14 protein-coding genes and 2 pseudogenes are annotated in these 16,196 nt (G+C 71.3%); 14 read left to right on the forward strand and 2 right to left on the reverse strand.

The window, feature by feature from the left end:
• Nucleotides 1–168: 168 nt before the first annotated feature.
• The 9 genes and pseudogenes from ACFXPL_RS35760 to ACFXPL_RS35800 all read left to right on the forward strand — a co-directional run.
• Nucleotides 169–357: pseudogene (locus tag ACFXPL_RS35760) on the forward strand (HAD hydrolase family protein); the annotation flags it as partial.
• Nucleotides 358–541: 184 nt separating this feature from the next.
• A complete protein-coding gene (pcaC, locus tag ACFXPL_RS35765) occupies nucleotides 542–1,834 on the forward strand; it encodes a 4-carboxymuconolactone decarboxylase (protein WP_384927342.1) in 1,293 nt (430 codons plus the stop codon).
• Nucleotides 1,835–1,930: 96 nt separating this feature from the next.
• The gene (locus ACFXPL_RS35770; protein WP_384927343.1) at nucleotides 1,931–2,563 is read left to right on the forward strand and encodes an MBL fold metallo-hydrolase; all 633 of its coding nucleotides are present in this window, start codon (nucleotides 1,931–1,933) and stop codon (nucleotides 2,561–2,563) included.
• Between the two features lie 89 nt (nucleotides 2,564–2,652).
• Nucleotides 2,653–3,432 carry an exodeoxyribonuclease III gene (locus ACFXPL_RS35775; RefSeq protein ID WP_384927344.1) on the forward strand — a complete coding sequence of 260 codons (780 nt, stop codon included), beginning with the start codon at nucleotides 2,653–2,655 and terminating at the stop codon, nucleotides 3,430–3,432.
• A gap of 74 nt (nucleotides 3,433–3,506) precedes the next feature.
• Complete coding sequence (locus tag ACFXPL_RS35780; protein ID WP_384927345.1) at nucleotides 3,507–3,944, forward strand: DUF6278 family protein; 438 nt, start codon at nucleotides 3,507–3,509, stop codon at nucleotides 3,942–3,944.
• Between the two features lie 125 nt (nucleotides 3,945–4,069).
• A complete protein-coding gene (locus ACFXPL_RS35785; RefSeq protein ID WP_384927346.1) occupies nucleotides 4,070–4,813 on the forward strand; it encodes an amino acid ABC transporter ATP-binding protein in 744 nt (247 codons plus the stop codon).
• Nucleotides 4,814–4,956: 143 nt separating this feature from the next.
• On the forward strand, nucleotides 4,957–5,835 hold the full coding sequence (locus ACFXPL_RS35790; protein ID WP_384927355.1) for a glutamate ABC transporter substrate-binding protein: 879 nt from the start codon (nucleotides 4,957–4,959) through the stop codon (nucleotides 5,833–5,835).
• Nucleotides 5,836–5,844: 9 nt separating this feature from the next.
• Entirely contained in the window at nucleotides 5,845–6,489 is a 645-nt protein-coding gene (locus ACFXPL_RS35795; protein WP_384927347.1) for an amino acid ABC transporter permease, read from the forward strand.
• Entirely contained in the window at nucleotides 6,486–7,343 is an 858-nt protein-coding gene (locus tag ACFXPL_RS35800) for an amino acid ABC transporter permease (RefSeq protein WP_384927348.1), read from the forward strand. The genes ACFXPL_RS35795 and ACFXPL_RS35800 overlap by 4 nt, the downstream gene beginning before the upstream one ends.
• A gap of 178 nt (nucleotides 7,344–7,521) precedes the next feature.
• On the opposite strand, the gene ACFXPL_RS35805 is transcribed toward ACFXPL_RS35800, so the two are convergent.
• A complete protein-coding gene (locus ACFXPL_RS35805; protein WP_384927349.1) occupies nucleotides 7,522–8,265 on the reverse strand; it encodes a hypothetical protein in 744 nt (247 codons plus the stop codon).
• 171 nt (nucleotides 8,266–8,436) lie between these two features.
• On the opposite strand from ACFXPL_RS35805, the gene ggt reads away from it, so the two are divergent.
• Together ggt and ACFXPL_RS35815 are read left to right on the forward strand one after the other, a co-directional pair.
• Entirely contained in the window at nucleotides 8,437–10,278 is a 1,842-nt protein-coding gene (ggt, locus tag ACFXPL_RS35810; RefSeq protein WP_384927350.1) for a gamma-glutamyltransferase, read from the forward strand.
• Nucleotides 10,279–10,551: 273 nt separating this feature from the next.
• Nucleotides 10,552–13,575 (forward strand): family 16 glycoside hydrolase, encoded by a 3,024-nt coding sequence (locus ACFXPL_RS35815; protein WP_384927351.1) that lies wholly within the window; start codon nucleotides 10,552–10,554, stop codon nucleotides 13,573–13,575.
• Between the two features lie 99 nt (nucleotides 13,576–13,674).
• On the opposite strand, the gene map is transcribed toward ACFXPL_RS35815, so the two are convergent.
• Nucleotides 13,675–14,442 (reverse strand): type I methionyl aminopeptidase, encoded by a 768-nt coding sequence (gene map / locus ACFXPL_RS35820; RefSeq protein WP_384927352.1) that lies wholly within the window; start codon nucleotides 14,440–14,442, stop codon nucleotides 13,675–13,677.
• 63 nt (nucleotides 14,443–14,505) lie between these two features.
• On the opposite strand from map, the gene ACFXPL_RS35825 reads away from it, so the two are divergent.
• From ACFXPL_RS35825 to ACFXPL_RS35835, 3 genes and pseudogenes are all read left to right on the forward strand, one after another.
• Nucleotides 14,506–14,757, forward strand: coding sequence for a helix-turn-helix domain-containing protein (locus tag ACFXPL_RS35825; protein ID WP_384927353.1), 252 nt, complete (start codon nucleotides 14,506–14,508; stop codon nucleotides 14,755–14,757).
• A gap of 90 nt (nucleotides 14,758–14,847) precedes the next feature.
• Complete coding sequence (locus ACFXPL_RS35830; RefSeq protein ID WP_384927354.1) at nucleotides 14,848–15,231, forward strand: PPOX class F420-dependent oxidoreductase; 384 nt, start codon at nucleotides 14,848–14,850, stop codon at nucleotides 15,229–15,231.
• A 287-nt stretch (nucleotides 15,232–15,518) separates the two neighbouring features.
• Nucleotides 15,519–16,196: pseudogene (locus tag ACFXPL_RS35835) on the forward strand (hypothetical protein); the annotation flags it as partial.

Below are 16,196 nucleotides of genomic sequence, written 5' to 3' on the forward strand. Positions count from 1 at the left end.
GGTTACCGGTCCCGCCGCGACGCCCCCGCACTCGCAGGCATCGAGCCGGCCGACCCGGATCCCCCGGGGCGCGGTGATGCGGCTGCGGGCGGATTCCCGGCCTGCGCGTGCCGGCGGCGGACAACGCCGGGTCCGTGAAGCGGCCCTTGGCGTCATCGTTCTGGACCTGGGCATCACCCCGCCCAGACGCTGGTGTTCGGCGACCACCTCAACGACGTGGAGATGCTCGACGCCGCCGAGTGGTCCTTCGCCAGGGCCAACGCGCACGCGGACGTCCTGGACCGTGCCCGGTACGTGGCTCCCTCCCGCAACGACGACGGCGTCCTGCGCACGATCGAGCGGCTTCTGTATCTGCCCGCTTCCTTAGGGGGAAGGCGCGTGCCCGGCGGCCCACCGCCGGAATGGTCACGCGTACGCCGGCGAACACCTGCCTGGACCCCCGGGGTGCCGGCAGTGCAGGACCTGTCGTAGAGAGGTGAACAAAGGCCGAGGGGTTCGCCCTGGCCACGTGAGATCCCGTGAGGCATGAGAGGGTCTGCGGGTGAGCGAGACACCACCAAAAACCCTGCAATACCGCCTTGACGGGCCCCATGAGGCCCCTGTGCTGGTCGTAGGCCCCTCACTGGGTACCACATGGCACATGTGGGACCGACAGGTGCCCGAGCTGGCCCGTCAGTGGCGGGTGTTCCGCTTCGACCTGCCCGGACACGGCGGCGCGCCCGCCCACCCCGCCACCAGCGTCCCCGAACTGGCCCAGCGGCTGCTGGCCACCCTCGACGGGCTCGGCATCCAGCGCTTCGGCTACGTGGGCTGCTCCATCGCCGGGGCCATCGGCGCCGAGCTGGCGCTGCGCCGGCCCGACCGGATCGCCTCGCTCGCGCTGGTCGCGGCCTCGCCCCGGTTCGGCACGGCCGACGAGTTCCGCCAGCGCGGGGTGATCGTCCGGGCCAACGGGCTGGACCCGATGGCCCGCACCGCGCCCGAGCGGTGGTTCACGCCCGGCTTCGCCGCCGCGCAGCCCGCCATCGTCGAGTGGGCCGTCCAGATGGTCCGTACGACCGATCCCGGCTGCTACATCGCCGCCTGTGAAGCGCTCGCCGCCTTCGACATACGCGCCGAACTGGGCCGTATCACCGTGCCCACCCTCGTCCTGGTCGGCGCCGAGGACCAGGTCACCGGGCCCGCCGAGGCGCGCACCCTGGTCGCGGGGATACCCGACGCCCGGCTCGCGCTGGTCCCCGGGGCCTCGCACCTGGCGCCCGTCGAGCAGCCCGGCGCCGTCACCGACCTGCTCGCGCACCACTTCGCCACGGCCTGGTACAACCCGTCCGACACCGCCACCGGCCTGACCGTGATGCCCGACCGGGCCGACCGGCCCTCGGTCTCCGCGACGGTCGGCCCGGTCGCCGAGATCGCCCCCGCCGAGCAGCCCCAGCCCGTCACCGGGGGGCGCGCCGACCCGTACGACGCGGGGATGCTGGTCCGCAGACAGGTCCTGGGCGACGCCCACGTGGACCGTGCCATGGACGCCGCCGACGAGTTCTCCGGCGACTTCCAGGAGCTGATCACCCGCTATGCCTGGGGCGAGGTGTGGACCAGGGACGGGCTGGACCGCCGTACGCGCAGCGCGGTGACACTGACCGCGCTCGTCGCGGGGGGACATCTGGAGGAGCTGGCCTTCCACACCCGGGCCGCGCTGCGCAACGGCCTCACCCCGGCCGAGATCAAGGAAGTGCTGATCCAGAGCGCTGTCTACTGCGGTGTCCCGGCGGCGAACTCCGCGTTCCGGGTGGCCAGGACCGTGATCCAGGAGGAGACCCGGCCCGAGTCGTAGCAGGATGGTGGGTGAGGACGACAACGGGGCAGCGGGGGCAGCGGGGAGCCGGCAGCGGTTCTGTGTGATCCGTGTGAGGAAGAGAGGCGGTCAGCGGTGAGGCTCACCAAGAAGACGCACGCTTGTGTCCGGCTGGAGAAGGACGGGCGCACGCTCGTCATCGACCCCGGAACGTTCACGGAGGAGGACGCGACGCACGGCGCGGACGCCCTCCTCGTCACCCACGAGCACCCCGACCACTTCGACGAGGGCCGGCTGCGGGCCGGCCTTGAGGCCAACCCGGGCGCCGAGCTGTGGACGCTGCGCAGCGTCGCCGAGCGGATGTCCGCCGCCTTCCCCGGCCGGGTCCACACCGTGGGGCACGGCGACACGTTCTCCGTGGCGGGTTTCGACGTCCGGGTCTACGGCGAACTGCACGCGGTGATCCACCCGGACATCCCGCGGATCACGAACGTCGGCTATCTCGTGGACGGCTCGGTCTTCCACCCCGGCGACGCGCTCACCGTCCCCGACCACCCCGTCGACACGCTGCTGCTGCCCGTCCAGGCGCCCTGGAACAAGATCTCCGAGGTGATCGAGTACGTCCGGGAGGTCAAGCCCGTGCGCTCCTTCGACATCCACGACGCGCTGCTCGCGGACCTCGCCCGGCCCGTCTACGACCTCCAGATCGGTTCGCTCGGCGGCGCCGAGCACGGCAGGCTGGCCTCCGGCGCCTCGGCCGAGCTGTAGTCGCCGTACCCCGGCCGGGGCCTCGCCCGTACCCCGCCCCCGTACCGCCGTGCCCCCGGCTGTCGGACCCCGCCGATAGGCTGTCACGCATGCGCATCGCCACCTGGAACGTCAATTCGATCACCGCCCGGCTGCCCCGGCTGCTGGCCTGGCTGGAGAGCAGCGGTACGGACGTGCTCTGCGTCCAGGAGACCAAGTGCGGCGAGGAGCAGTTCCCCGCCGAGCAGCTCCGCGAGGCGGGTTACGAGTCGGCGGTGAACGCGACAGGCCGGTGGAACGGGGTGGCGCTGATCTCCCGGGCCGGTCTCGCGGACGTCGTCAAGGGGCTGCCCGGAGGGCCGCTGTACGAGGGGGTGGAGGAGCCGCGCGCGATCTCCGCGACCTGCGGCCCGGTCCGGCTCTGGTCGGTCTACGTACCCAACGGCCGCGAGGTCGGCCACGACCACTACGCGTACAAGCTGCGCTGGTTCGAGGCGCTGCGCGACGCGGTCGCGGCGGACGCGGCGGGCCCGCGCCCGTTCGCCGTCCTCGGCGACTACAACGTCGCCCCGGCGGACGAGGACGTCTGGGACCTGTCCCGCTTCGAGGGCGCCACGCACGTCACCCCGGCGGAGCGCGCCGCGCTCGCCGCGCTGCGCGAGCAGGGCCTCCACGACGTGGTGCCCCGCCCGCTCAAGTACGACCGTCCGTACACGTACTGGGACTACCGGGAGCTGGGCTTCCCCAAGAACCGGGGCATGCGCATCGACCTGGTGTACGGGAACGAACCGTTCGCCGGCGCCGTCAAGGACAGCTACGTCGACCGTGAGGAGCGCAAGGGCAAGGGCGCCTCCGACCACGCCCCGGTCGTGGTCGATCTCGACGTCTGAGCCGGCCGCCCGGCCGGAGGGGCGTCCCGCGCGCCGTATGGTGCCCCGACCGGGGGAGTGGCAGGCTGAGCGGTATGAATTTCTCCTTCCTGGACAACTGGCGCAAGCGGCACGACAGCGCGGACGGCACGCCGCTCGCCTCCGCCGTCGGCGAGCCGGAAGGTGTGGCCGAACTGCTCTCCGAGTGCGAGCTGCTCCGCGCCAGAGCTGGGCAGAACGGTCTGGAACTGGACGACTCCCCGGCCTCGTTGGAAGCGCTCGACCAGTTGCCGCCGCGCTGGCGCGACGACCCGGAGGAGCTGCCCTGGCTGGGCAATGACGCGGGGCTCTACCTGGGTACGGTGATCGTCCGCACCGTCCCCGGCGCCTCCTGGCGCATCTGGCCCGGCGGCCACCCCGTCGTACGGCTGGCGTCCGGGCGGGAGATCCAGGTGGTCGAGGCGGGCCTCGACTGGGCCGCCACGGGGGCGCCCGAGCTGTCCCAGGTCTACGCGGAGGCGGCCGAAGCCTGACCCCGACCGACGTTCTACAGTAAATACGGGTTATGCCCCATATGTGCGTGTCGTGCGCGAAGTCCCTTGGCGGGCTGGATAGTTTGCGCTGACCTCGACACAGCCGAGAGTGGGTGGGGCAGCGTATGGCCGGCGAACCGTTGATCGAGCTGCGTGGAGTCAACAAGTACTTCGGGCAGTTGCACGTCCTCCAGAACATCGACCTCACGGTCGACCGCGGCGAGGTCGTCGTGGTCATCGGGCCCTCGGGCTCCGGCAAGTCCACCCTCTGCCGGACGATGAACCGGCTGGAGACGATCGACTCGGGCCGGATCACCATCGACGGCAGCCCCCTGCCCGCCGAGGGCCGCGGGCTCGCCCGGCTCCGTACCGAAGTGGGCATGGTCTTCCAGTCGTTCAACCTCTTCGCGCACAAGACCGTGCTGGCCAATGTCTCCCTCGCGCAGATCAAGGTCCGCAAGCGCAAGAAGGAGGACGCCGACCGGCGCTCCCGCGAACTGCTCGACCGCGTCGGCCTCGCCGACCAGGCCGGCAAGTTGCCCGCGCAGCTCTCCGGCGGCCAGCAGCAGCGCGTCGCCATCGCCCGCGCGCTCGCCATGGACCCCAAGGCGCTGCTCTTCGACGAGCCCACCTCGGCGCTCGACCCGGAGATGATCAACGAAGTCCTGGAAGTGATGCGGCAACTCGCGGGCGAGGGCATGACCATGGTCGTCGTCACCCACGAGATGGGCTTCGCCCGCTCCGCCGCCAACCGCGTCGTCTTCATGGCCGACGGCCGCATCATCGAGGACCGCACCCCGGAGGACTTCTTCACCGCCCCCGCGAGCGACCGGGCCAAGGACTTCCTCTCCAAGATCCTCAAGCACTGACGGGGGTGCGGTTCGTGAGACACCCGCTGAGACTTCCCGCGACGGCCGCGACGGCCGCGACGGCCGGGCCCGCCGCGACGGCCACAGTTCCCGCGACGGCCACAACTCCCGGGACCGCCAGGACTGCCAGGACGGCGCTCGTCCTGCTCCTCCTCGTCCTCCTCGCGGCGGGGTGCGGCAAGCCCGGCAGTCCGCCCGTGAAGGGCCCGCGGCCCGACGCGCTGCCCCACTACCACGTCGACACGGGTTTCCGGCTGCCCTCCTCGCCCACCTGGCGGAAGGCCGAGCGCCGCGGCTACCTGATCGTCGGGGTCAAGGAGGACCAGCCGTACATGGGCGAGAAGGACCCCGCCACCGGCGTCTACTCCGGCTTCGACATCGAGATCGCCAAGATGATGTCGGCGTCCCTCGGCTTCGACCCGAAGACCATCCGCTTCCGCACCATCGCCTCGGCGAACCGCGAGACCGCCCTCCAGAACGGGCAGATCGACTACTACGTCGGCACCTACACCATCAACGCCAACCGCAAGAAGCTCGTCGGCTTCGCCGGCCCGTACTACATGGCCGGCCAGTCCCTCCTCGTACGGACCGACGAGCACGGCATCGAGGGGCCGCGGGACCTCGACGGCAAGCGGGTCTGCTCCGCCTCCGGCTCCACCCCGTACCAGCGCATCCAGGAGGACTACCCGCGCGTCCAGCTCGTCGGGTACGACACCTACTCCGCCTGCGTGGACAACCTGCTGACCTACCAGGTCGCCGCCGTCACCACCGACGACACCATTCTCCAGGGGTACGCGGCCAAAGCACCCCAGGAGCTGAAGGTCGTCGGCAAGCCCTTCTCCAAGGAGCCGTACGGCATCGGCGTCCCCCGCTCCGACAACGCCCTGCGCCTCGCGCTCGACGACGCGCTCGTCGTCCACGAGCGCAACGGCGACTGGCAGAAGGCGTACGACGCCACCCTCGGCCTCTCCGGCCGCAAGGCGACCCCGCCCCCGCCCATCGACCGCTACCCGGCGAGCTGAGGCCGCGCCATGAACGTACTCACCGACAACTTCGCCCTCTACGGGGAGGGTTTCCTCGGCACGGTCGAACTGACCGTCTACGCCTCGCTGCTGGCCCTCGCCCTCGGCTTCGTCATGGCCTCGTTCCGGGTGTCGCCCGTACGCTCCCTGCGCGCGCTCGGCACCGTATGGGTCACCGTGCTGCGCAACACCCCGCTGACGCTGCTCTTCTTCGCCGTCGTCCTCGGACTGCCGCGCTTCGGACTCGTGCTGCCCTTCCAGCTCTTCGCGGTCCTCGCCCTCGGCTGCTACACCTCCGCGTTCATCTGCGAGGTCCTGCGCTCCGGCATCAACACCGTCCACAAGGGGCAGGGCGAGGCGGCCCGCAGCCTCGGGATGAGCTTCGGCCAGACACTCGGCGACATCGTGCTGCCGCAGGCCTTCCGTACGGTCATCCCGCCCGTCGGCTCCACGCTGATCGCGCTGGCCAAGAACTCCGCGATCGCGGGCGCGTTCAGCGTCACCGAACTGCTCGGCACCTACAAGGTCCTCAGCGAGAGGGGCTACAACATCGTCTGGTCGTTCGTCTGGATCGCTGTGGGCTATCTCATCATCACCCTGGCCATCAGCGCGCTGTTCCATGTGATGGAGAAGCGCTGGGGAGTCGCCCGATGAGCCGGTCGACCGCCCTCTACGACATCCCCGGGCCCCGCACCCGGCGCCGCCACCGCACCTACGGGCTGGTGGCGACCGGACTGATCGCCGCGCTCATCGGCTGGCTCATCCACCTGCTCTTCGACACCGGCCAGTTCACCGCCGTCAAGTGGGACCCCTTCACCTACCAGGGGATCCAGGACCTGCTGCTGCGCGGTCTCGGCAACACCCTCAAGGCGTTCGGGTACGCGGCGGTGCTCTCGCTCGCGCTCGGCGCGGTCCTCGCCTGCGGCAGGCTCTCCGACCACCGGCCCGTGCGCCTGCTCGCCACGGTGCTGGTCGAGTTCTTCCGGGCCATGCCCGTACTGGTGATGATCTTCTTCATCTTCGTGGCGCTGAAGGTGCAGGCCCTGCCCGCGCTGGTGGCGGGTCTGACGCTCTACAACGGCTCCGTGCTCGCCGAGGTCTTCCGTACCGGAGTCCACTCGGTGGAGCGCGGTCAGCGGGAGGCGGCGTACGCGCTCGGCATGCGCAAGACGCAGGTCATGACGTACGTGCTGGTGCCGCAGGCGGTCCGCGCCATGCTGCCCACGATCATCAGCCAGTTGGTGGTCGCTCTCAAGGACACATCGCTCGGTTATCTCATCACCTACGAGGAGTTCCTCCATGCCGGCAAGCTCATCGCCTCGAATCTCGACTACGATTTGCCGTTCATCCCTGTGGTGATGGTGATTTCGCCGATCTACATCGGGATGTGCATGCTGCTCTCCTGGTTCGCCCACTGGCTGGCCGGGCGTCAGCGGCACAACCCGAGGACCGAGGCCGTGGGAGCCGCCCCGGCCGCACCAGGGACGCTGCTGCCGGGCGGGCAGTAGCACAGGGCAGTGGCCCGCCCGGCAGACAGCCGGAGATCACTTCTCGTACGGCGGCGGTACCCGGCGGAGACGACGGGCGGCGGCGCGCAGGAGGAAGGTCAGCTGTCCGCCGGTCGGGTTGTGCTCGGCCCGCGCGCCCGCGTGACGGTCCCGGCCCTCCACTCGGCGGCCCTCGCGCCTATTCGACCGTCCCGGTCGTCGGGGCGGGCTCCGGCAGCGGGGTCCGGGCCGCGCGCGTCACATCGGCGACCAGCTCCACCACATCGGGGCCGTACGCCTCCGAGTTCACCACCTTCAGCAGCAGACAGAACGAGTCCGTGCCGTACTTGCGGGCCAACCGCTCGTGATGACGGGCGAGATGGCGCGTGGCCGCCTGATTGGTGATGGCCCGCTGACCGCAGCAGAGGAAGACGGGCCGCGCGCTCTCCCCGACGGTCAGCCGCGCCAGCAGGACGTACTCGCAGACGCCGGCCTCCGCGAGGTAGCGCTCGGTCCCGATCCGGAAGGCCCCCTGCTCGGACACCCGGTCGGCGTCGGTGGTCACCCGTACCCCGGGCAGCAGGGAGGAGAGGTGGGCGGCCATCCGGCGATTTGTCGAGGGTCCTCCCAGACAGAACTCCGTACGTTCCCCGAACCCCTGGCGCGCGGTGTCGTGTTGCACGATGTCGGCGTGCGCGCCGCAGTCCTTGATCAGCGCGGAGAGTTCCAGCAGGGCGGAGACGTCGTAACGGTGGACGGCGCCGTCACTGCCCGCCTTGCGGTTGACGACCAGCAGACACTCGGAGTTGGTGGGCAGCCCGAAGAACGCCTGCTTCCTGCGCAGCCTGCGCTGCCAGAGGTAGGTGCGGGCGAGCCAGCCCAGCGCGGCGCTGACACCCGCGGCGACCACGCCGAGCACGATGTTGCGTATGTCGTCATTCATGGGCGCGCATCGTAGCCGCAGCGCGCGCCCGTGTCAGAGCCGCGGCACGCGCCGGCGCCGGAGTCCGAGCACGCGCCCGTGCCGGAGGCGGTCCTGACGATGCCGGTGCCCGGCGGTTACGCTGCGCCCGGGCAGTCACCGACTGGCCCCACCGCTGACTGGAGGTACCTGATGCGTCGCTCCGCCGTGCGGAATCTCTCGCTCGTGGCCGTCGCCGCCGCGCTGCTCTCGGTCGGCGAGGCCGCGCCGCCCTCGGCGCTCCTGGCGGCGCGTGACGTCGCGCACCGGGCGCCGACGGGCCCGCCCGTCAAAGTACCGGTGGCGACGGGGTACGGGGGAGCCGTCGCCAGCGTCGACACCGACGCCTCGGCGGCGGGCATCGAGGTGCTCCGCAAGGGCGGCAACGCCGTGGACGCGGCCGTCGCCACCGCCGCCGCCCTCGGGGTCACCGAGCCGTACTCCGCGGGCATCGGCGGAGGCGGCTACTTCGTCTACTACGACGCCAAGTCCCGTACGGTACACACCATCGACGGGCGGGAGACCGCGCCGGCCTCCGCCGGCAGCGGGCTCTTCCTGGAGAACGGCAGACCGGTCCCGTTCGCGGACGCCGTGACCAGCGGGCTGAGCGTCGGCACCCCCGGCACCCCGGCCACCTGGGACACCGCGCTCGGCGCGTGGGGCAGCCGCTCGCTCGGACAGGTGCTGAAGCCCGCGGAGCGGCTGGCGGAGGACGGCTTCACGGTCGACGCGACGTTCCGCTCGCAGACCCAGTCGAACCAGGCCAGGTTCGCGGACTTCCCCGACACGGCCGAACTCTTCCTGCCCGGTGGCCAACTGCCCGTCGTGGGCTCGGTCTTCAAGAACGCCGACCTGGCGCGCACGTACCGGGAGCTGGGACGCGAGGGCACCGGACTGCTCTACCGGGGCGCCCTGGGACGCGACATCGTCCGTACGGTCCGCACGCCCCCGGTCGACCCGGCGGCGGCCCGCACGGTGCGCCCCGGTGACCTGACGGCGCGGGACCTCTCCACGTACCGTACGAAGCGCCAGGCTCCGACCAAGGTCACCTACCGCGGACTCGACGTGTACGGCATGGCGCCCTCGTCGTCCGGCGGTACGAGCGTCGGCGAGGCGCTCAACATCCTCTCCCGTACGGACCTTTCGAAGGCGTCGCGGACGGCGTACCTGCACCGCTCCATCGAGGCGAGCCGGATCGCCTTCGCCGACCGGGGCCGCTGGGTCGGCGACCCGGCCTTCGAGGACGTCCCCACCAAGGGGCTGCTCTCGCGGCGCTTCGCGGACTCCCGTGCCTGCCTGATCAAGGACGACGCGGTCCTCAAGAGCCCTCTGGCGCCCGGCGATCCGAGCGATCCGACGCCGTGCGCACCGGGCAGCACCGCCGCGCCGACCACCTTCGAGGGCGAGAACACCACGCATCTCACGGTCGCGGACAAGTGGGGCAACGTCGTCGCGTACACCCTGACCATCGAGTCGACGGGCGGCAGCGCGATCACCGTGCCGGGGCGGGGCTTCCTGCTCAACAACGAGCTGACGGACTTCTCGTTCGCCCCGGCCAACCCGGCGGTCCACGACCCGAACCTGCCGGGTCCTGGCAAGCGGCCGAGGTCGTCGATCTCCCCGACGATCGTCCTGGACCGCCATGACAAGCCGGTCCTCGCGGTCGGTTCGCCCGGCGGCGCGACCATCATCACCACCGTGCTCCAGACCCTGACGGGCACGCTCGACCGCGGCCTGCCGCTGGTCGAGGCGATCGCCGCGCCCCGCGCCAGTCAGCGCAACACGGCCTCCACCGAGCTGGAGCCGGGGCTGTGGAACAGCCCCGTGCGGCAGCCACTGGAGGCGCTGGGGCACACGTTCACCCAGAACCCGGAGATCGGCGCGGCCACCGGGGTGCAGCGGCTGCCGGACGGCCGCTGGCTGGCGGCGGCCGAGACGGTACGCAGGGGAGGCGGCTCGGCGATGGTCGTCCGCCCGGCGGGCGGCACGCCCTGACCCCGGCCGGTCCCCGCTGATGGGGCGGCGGACCGTCCGCCGCCCTACCAGCCCCTGTTGACGCGCCACGCTCGACCTGCCCCTGCCCCCTGCCGATCCGCCGCGCCCGTGAAGGGTCGGCTATGCCGTCCGCACCCCCTCCGCCCCGCGAGTTTCGACTCATCGAGGACAAAGTCTGGACGGTTCGGAGCACACTTCGTACGCTGGGCGTCGCTCTCGCACGGAAGGTCCGTCCCCGGCCGCGCTGCCTCGCAGCGCACAGCAGGAGGAAGAGTGACGCCCCGCACGCACCAGAGCGCCCCCCGCCATCGCCGCAGCCCCCGAAGACTCGCCGGGCTGTTTCTCGCGGCCCTTCTCACCGGCGGCCTCGCGGCGCCCGCCGCCGAAGCCGACGAGAAGCCCTTCGGAGACCTGCCGCCCCAGGAACCCGGCGTCACCCTCCGGGTCTTCGACATCCAGTCCCCGCTGAGCAAGCTCTGCGACCTCAAACCGGCCCAGACCCCCAACGTCGACAAACTGATCCCCACCGTCGACTGGTCCTCCACCGACGGCTTCGGTTTCAGCGACAACTTCGTGTCGCAGATCATCGGCAACATCGACGTCCCCGCGAACGGTGCCTACGGCTTCCGCCTGATCAGCGACGACGGTTCCCGTCTGTTCCTCGGCGACAAGAAGGTCATCGACCACGACGGACTGCACGGAGCCGAGCCCAAGGACGGCGAGATCACCCTTGCCCCCGGCTACCACGCCCTGCGGATCGACCACTTCGACCGCGGCGGCGGCCAACAGGTCACCCTCCAGTGGAAGCCGCCGGGCGCGGACTCCTTCACCCTCGTCCCGAACTCGGTGCTCAGCACCGACGCCGGCGTCGTCCGGGTCACCGCTCCCGGCCGCAAGGAGTGCGAGGGCACGTACGACACGCCCGGTGACGGACTTCCGCTGACCTCGGTCAACCCCGGCTACACCCTCACCGATCTGCGCCCCGAGGGCTTCGAACCGCAGGTCTCCGCGATGGACTGGCTGCCGGGCGGCCGGCTCGCCGTGACCACCTGGGGCGGCAGTGCCAAGACCGCGGGAGAGGTGTACGTCCTCGACCACGTGACGGGGGAGACCGGCCCGGAGAAGGTGACGTACACGAAGATCGCCGGCGGCCTGAAGGAGCCGATGGGCATCAAGTACGTCGACGGAAAGCTGTACGTCTCGGAGAAGCACCAGCTCACCGAGTTGTCCGACATCAAGGGCGAGAACACGGCGGGCGAGATCCGCAAGGTCGCCGAGTGGCCGTACGGCGGGAACTTCCACGAGTTCGCCTTCGGACTGCTCTACGAGGACGGCGACTTCTACCTGAACCTGTCCGTCGCCATCAACCAGGGCGGTGCGACGACCGTCCCGCAGCCCGCCGCGAACCGCGGCACCACCGTCAAGGTGAACAGGAAGACCGGGAAGGTCAGTTACCTGGCCGGCGGCCTCCGTACACCGAACGGCATCGGAAAGGGCCCGGGGGACGAACTCTTCGTCACCGACAACCAGGGCGGCTGGCTGCCCGCCTCCAAGCTGGTCCACGTCAAGAAGAACCGGTTCTTCAACCACTACACCAAGCCGGACGGCCCGTTCGACGACCGTACGGTCACCAAGCCGGTGCTCTGGCTGCCGCAGAACGAGATAGCCAACTCGCCGAGCACACCGATGCTGTTGAAGAAGGGGCCCTTCGCCGGGCAGATGGTCTTCGGTGACGTCACCTACGGCGGAATCCAGCGCGCCGACCTGGAGAAGGTGAAGGGCGAGTACCAGGGAGCGGTGTTCCGGCACACGCAGGGCCTGGAAGCCGGTATCACCCGTATCAGCACCGGTCCGGACGGCGCGATCTACGCGGGCGGCCTCGGCGCCGAGGGCAACTGGGGCCAGGAGGGCAAGCTCCGCTTCGGCCTGCAGAAACTCACACCGAACGGCAAGAACGTCTTCGACGTCAAGACCATGCGCGCCACCCGCGACGGCTTCGAACTGACCTACACCCAGCCCCTGTCGGAGCAGACGGCCACCAAGCTGACCGAGGGCGCCTACTCCGTCGAGCAGTGGCGTTACGTCCCCACCCCGGCGTACGGGGGCCCCAAGATCGACGAGGAGACGCTGCCCGTCACGGCCGCCCGGCTGTCCGACGACCGCCGCAAGGTCCGGCTCACCATCCCGGGCTTGAAGGCCGACCGGGTGGTGCACGTCCGGTCGCCGCGCCCGTTCGCCTCGGCAGGCGGTGAGCAACTCTGGTCCACCGAGGCCTGGTACACGCTGAACGCCCGGCCGGGACCCGAGCAGCCCGTCACCTCGTACGACGCCGAGTCGGCGCGCCTGACCGGCGGGGCGGACATCGACACCGAGCACGCCGGATACACCGGTGGTGGCTTCGTCGACGGCTTCGGCACCCAGGGCGCCACCGCCGCCTTCGAGGTCGACGTACCCGCGAAGGGCAACTACGACGTGGCCCTGCGCTACGCCAACGGCCCCAACCCCTCGGCCGGAACCAAGACCATCGGCGTCGGTGTCAACGGCGGGCAGCTGCGGCAGACCAGCCTCCCCTCCACCGTCGCCTGGAACCGCTGGTCCACCAAGACCGAGCGGTTCGCGCTGAAGAAGGGCCGCAACACCGTCACCTACACCTACCGGCCCGAGGACACCGGGCACGTCAACCTCGACATGATCGAGGTGCGCAGGCCGGGAAGCCGTATCGACCTGTTCTCCGGCGGCAGTGTCTCCACCGCCTGGCAGCACACCGACGGCCGCAGCGTCGAATGGCCGCGTACCGCGGAGGACTCCATCGAGGTGTGCTGCGGCGACATCCGCACCAAACGGGCCTTCGGTGACTTCCGGCTGCACGCCGAGTTCCGGGTGCCGAAGCTGCCGGACGAGGTCACAGGACAGGATCGCGGCAACAGCGGCGTGTACCTCCAGGAGCGGTACGAGATCCAGATCCTGGACTCCTTCGGAGTGGAGAAACTGGCCGCGAACGAGGCCGGGTCCATCTACAACAAGAAGGCCGCCGACCTGAACGCCGCCACCGCACCCGAGACCTGGCAGACGTACGACATCGTCTTCCGCGCCGCCCGTTTCGACGGCGAGGGACGGAAGACCGAGGACGCCAGGATCAGCGTGGAGTGGAACGGCCGCACGGTCCACGACAACGTGGCGGTGGACGGTCCGACCGGCGCCGGCGACGCCGAATCGGCCGGCGCGGGCGCGATCCGGCTCCAGGACCACGGCAACAAGGTCCGCTTCAGGAACGTCTGGGTCGAACCGCTGGACTGACGGGCACCGGCGGGCCCGGGGGCCGGTCGGCACGGTGGACCGAACACCACCGGGCCGGCCGGTACGGCGGGCGACGGTGTGTCCCGGAGCCGGGGTGTCTCAGAGCGCCGTCAGGATCCGCGGGCCCCCGTCGGTGATCGCCACCGTGTGTTCCACGTGGGAGGCGCGGCTGGAGTCGAGGGTACGGACCGTCCAGCCGTCGCGGGCCGTGAAGCTGCGGTCCGTACCGCTGCTCGTCAGCATCGGCTCGATCGCCAGCACCATCCCGTGGCGCAGCCGCACGCCGCGGCCCGGGCGGCCCTCGTTCGGGACGCCCGGGTCCTCGTGCATCGTGCGGCCCACGCCGTGGCCGCCGAAGCCGGCCGGGATGCCGTACCCCGCCGCGCGGCAGACCCGGCCGATCGCGTGCGCGATGTCGCCGATGCGGTTGCCGACCCGGGCCGCGGCGATCCCCGCCTCCAGCGCCTCGTACGACGTGTCGATCAGCCGGAGGTCGTCCGGGCGGGCGCGGCCGACCGTGAAGCTGACCGCGGAGTCCCCGACCCAGCCGTCGAGGACCGCACCGCAGTCGATCGACACGAGGTCGCCGTCGGTCAGCCGGTAGGAGCCGGGGATGCCGTGCACGATCATGTCGTTGACGGAGGCGCAGATGACCGCGGGGAAGGGCCTCGGCGCCCAGTCGGGGTGATAGTCGAGGAAGGGTGAGCCGGCCCCGGCCTCGCGCAGTACGGCGCGGGCGGTCTCGTCGAGCGCGCGCAGCGTGACGCCCACGGTCGCGGCCTCACGTACCGCTGCCAGCGCCTGGGCGACGACCCGGCCGGCGCCACGCATGGCGTTCAGGGACGCGTCGGTCTTGATCTCCACCATTCCAATAACTATACCGGTCGACGGGGTGGTCAGGAATCGCTGGTGCGGTATTACAATGACGGGATGGTACGGACTCCTCTCACTGCCGAAGAGCGCGAGCGCGGCGAACGACTCGGCCATCTGCTCCGCGAGGCGCGCGGCTCGCGGAGCATGGTGGAGGTCGCCGCCGTCGCCGGGCTCTCCCCCGAGACGCTGCGCAAGATCGAGACCGGCCGCGCCCCGACCCCGGCCTTCTTCACGGTGGCCGCGCTGGCCTCGGCGCTGGGCCTGTCGATGGACCGGATCGCGGTGAGCTGCTCGCCGGTGCCGGCCTGACGGCGCGCGCCCGCGCCGTCAGGCCGCCACGCGCGCCCGCGGCCCGGGCGGGCACGGCGGGGGCGCGGGGGAGTGCGTAGGCTTGGCGCCGTGACGACCCTCGACGACCTCGCCCGCAGTCGCTATGTCAGCCTCACCACCTACCGCAAGGACGGGACAGGGGTCGCCACCCCCGTCTGGCACGCGGTGGACGGGGGTGAGCTGTTCGTCTGGACCCGCTCCGACTCCTGGAAGGTCAAACGGATCCGCGCCAACTCCCCTGTGGTGGTGACGGCGTGTGATGTACGCGGGCGGATCGCCCCGGGCGCGCCGACCGCCGAGGGTGCGGCGCGGCTGCTCGAAGGGGCCGACCTCGACCGGGTCCTGCGGCTCATCGGGCGCAAGTACACCTGGCAGTTCTGGCTGGTCGACGTACCGGCCCGGATCGCACGGCGCGGCAAGCGCCCGCACACCGGGATCGCCGTCACCTTCTGACGCCCGGGAGATGAGGGCATCGCACCCTCCCCGAAAACTGTCTGTATTCGACCCGTAACACACCTGAGGTCGAATGCCTCGGACCGGAGTGTTCTCTTCGGCACGGGAGGGACGAGGCAGCGATGGCGGTGCGACAACTCCCGGTGGAGACCGGGACGTTCGCGCGATACTTAAAAAACCTGACGGCACTGCTCGACCCCGGCGCCGGCTGGTACGGAGTCTTCCTCCACCGCGACCCCGACGGCCTGCGGGCCTGCCTCGCCGGCACCGAGATCCCGCCCTGGGACGTGGTGGAGTCGCTGCTCCAGGACTTCGCGGCCGGGCGGGAGACGCACACCGCCGCCGGGGAGGCCGAGCGGGCACGACGGCTCCACTCCGCGGCCGCCGGGGCGTACGACCGGCTCCCCGGCGGCGGCGAGGCGCTCACGGAACGGCTGCGGCTGATGGTCCGTGAACGGACCCACGCGGCGGGCCGGGCCGAGGAACTGGTCCGGCTGCTCCGTACGACGCCCGAGGGGTCGCCGGGCGGACGCCAGCTCACCCACGATCTGGCCTGGATCCGCGACGACCTCGCCCGCGCCACCGCCCGCTGCTCCGAACTCCGTTCCAGACTGGCGGCGTTGCCCGGACCGGTCGCCGGCCGGACGGCGCCCGCGGGCCCCGGGCCGGCCCCCGCGCGGAGCCGGACACTCTGGTCCGGCCGCCGCCGTACGGAGGAGACGGCCCCCGGATCCGCCGTCGCTGCCGCCCCTTCCGCCGACGACGCCGGGCCTGGCTCCGGGCCCGCCGCCGCGCCCAGCCCCAAGCCCCGGCGGAAGAAGCGCACACCACGCGGCGCCCGCTTCGCCGGGATCGAGGCCGAGGAGGCGGACGAGGTCCAGGAGACCGAGGAGCCGACGCCCGCGCCCGTGTCCCCGGCGCCGCCGGCCGCCGCGCCCGCCACCCCGCGCGGCGCCCGGTTCGGC

The organism is Streptomyces sp. NPDC059092 (assembly GCF_042756365.1).
Taxonomy (GTDB): Bacteria; Actinomycetota; Actinomycetes; order Streptomycetales; family Streptomycetaceae; genus Streptomyces.

Coding starts and splice junctions, on each gene's coding strand:
- ACFXPL_RS35775 (WP_384927344.1), top strand. CDS start 2,653: ATGCGCATCGCCACCTGGAACGTCAATTCGATCACCGCCCGGCTGCCC.
- ACFXPL_RS35780 (WP_384927345.1), top strand. CDS start 3,507: ATGAATTTCTCCTTCCTGGACAACTGGCGCAAGCGGCACGACAGCGCG.
- ACFXPL_RS35785 (WP_384927346.1), top strand. CDS start 4,070: ATGGCCGGCGAACCGTTGATCGAGCTGCGTGGAGTCAACAAGTACTTC.
- ACFXPL_RS35795 (WP_384927347.1), top strand. CDS start 5,845: ATGAACGTACTCACCGACAACTTCGCCCTCTACGGGGAGGGTTTCCTC.
- ACFXPL_RS35800 (WP_384927348.1), top strand. CDS start 6,486: ATGAGCCGGTCGACCGCCCTCTACGACATCCCCGGGCCCCGCACCCGG.
- ACFXPL_RS35805 (WP_384927349.1), bottom strand. CDS start 8,265: ATGAATGACGACATACGCAACATCGTGCTCGGCGTGGTCGCCGCGGGT.
- ggt (WP_384927350.1), top strand. CDS start 8,437: ATGCGTCGCTCCGCCGTGCGGAATCTCTCGCTCGTGGCCGTCGCCGCC.
- map (WP_384927352.1), bottom strand. CDS start 14,442: ATGGTGGAGATCAAGACCGACGCGTCCCTGAACGCCATGCGTGGCGCC.
- ACFXPL_RS35825 (WP_384927353.1), top strand. CDS start 14,506: ATGGTACGGACTCCTCTCACTGCCGAAGAGCGCGAGCGCGGCGAACGA.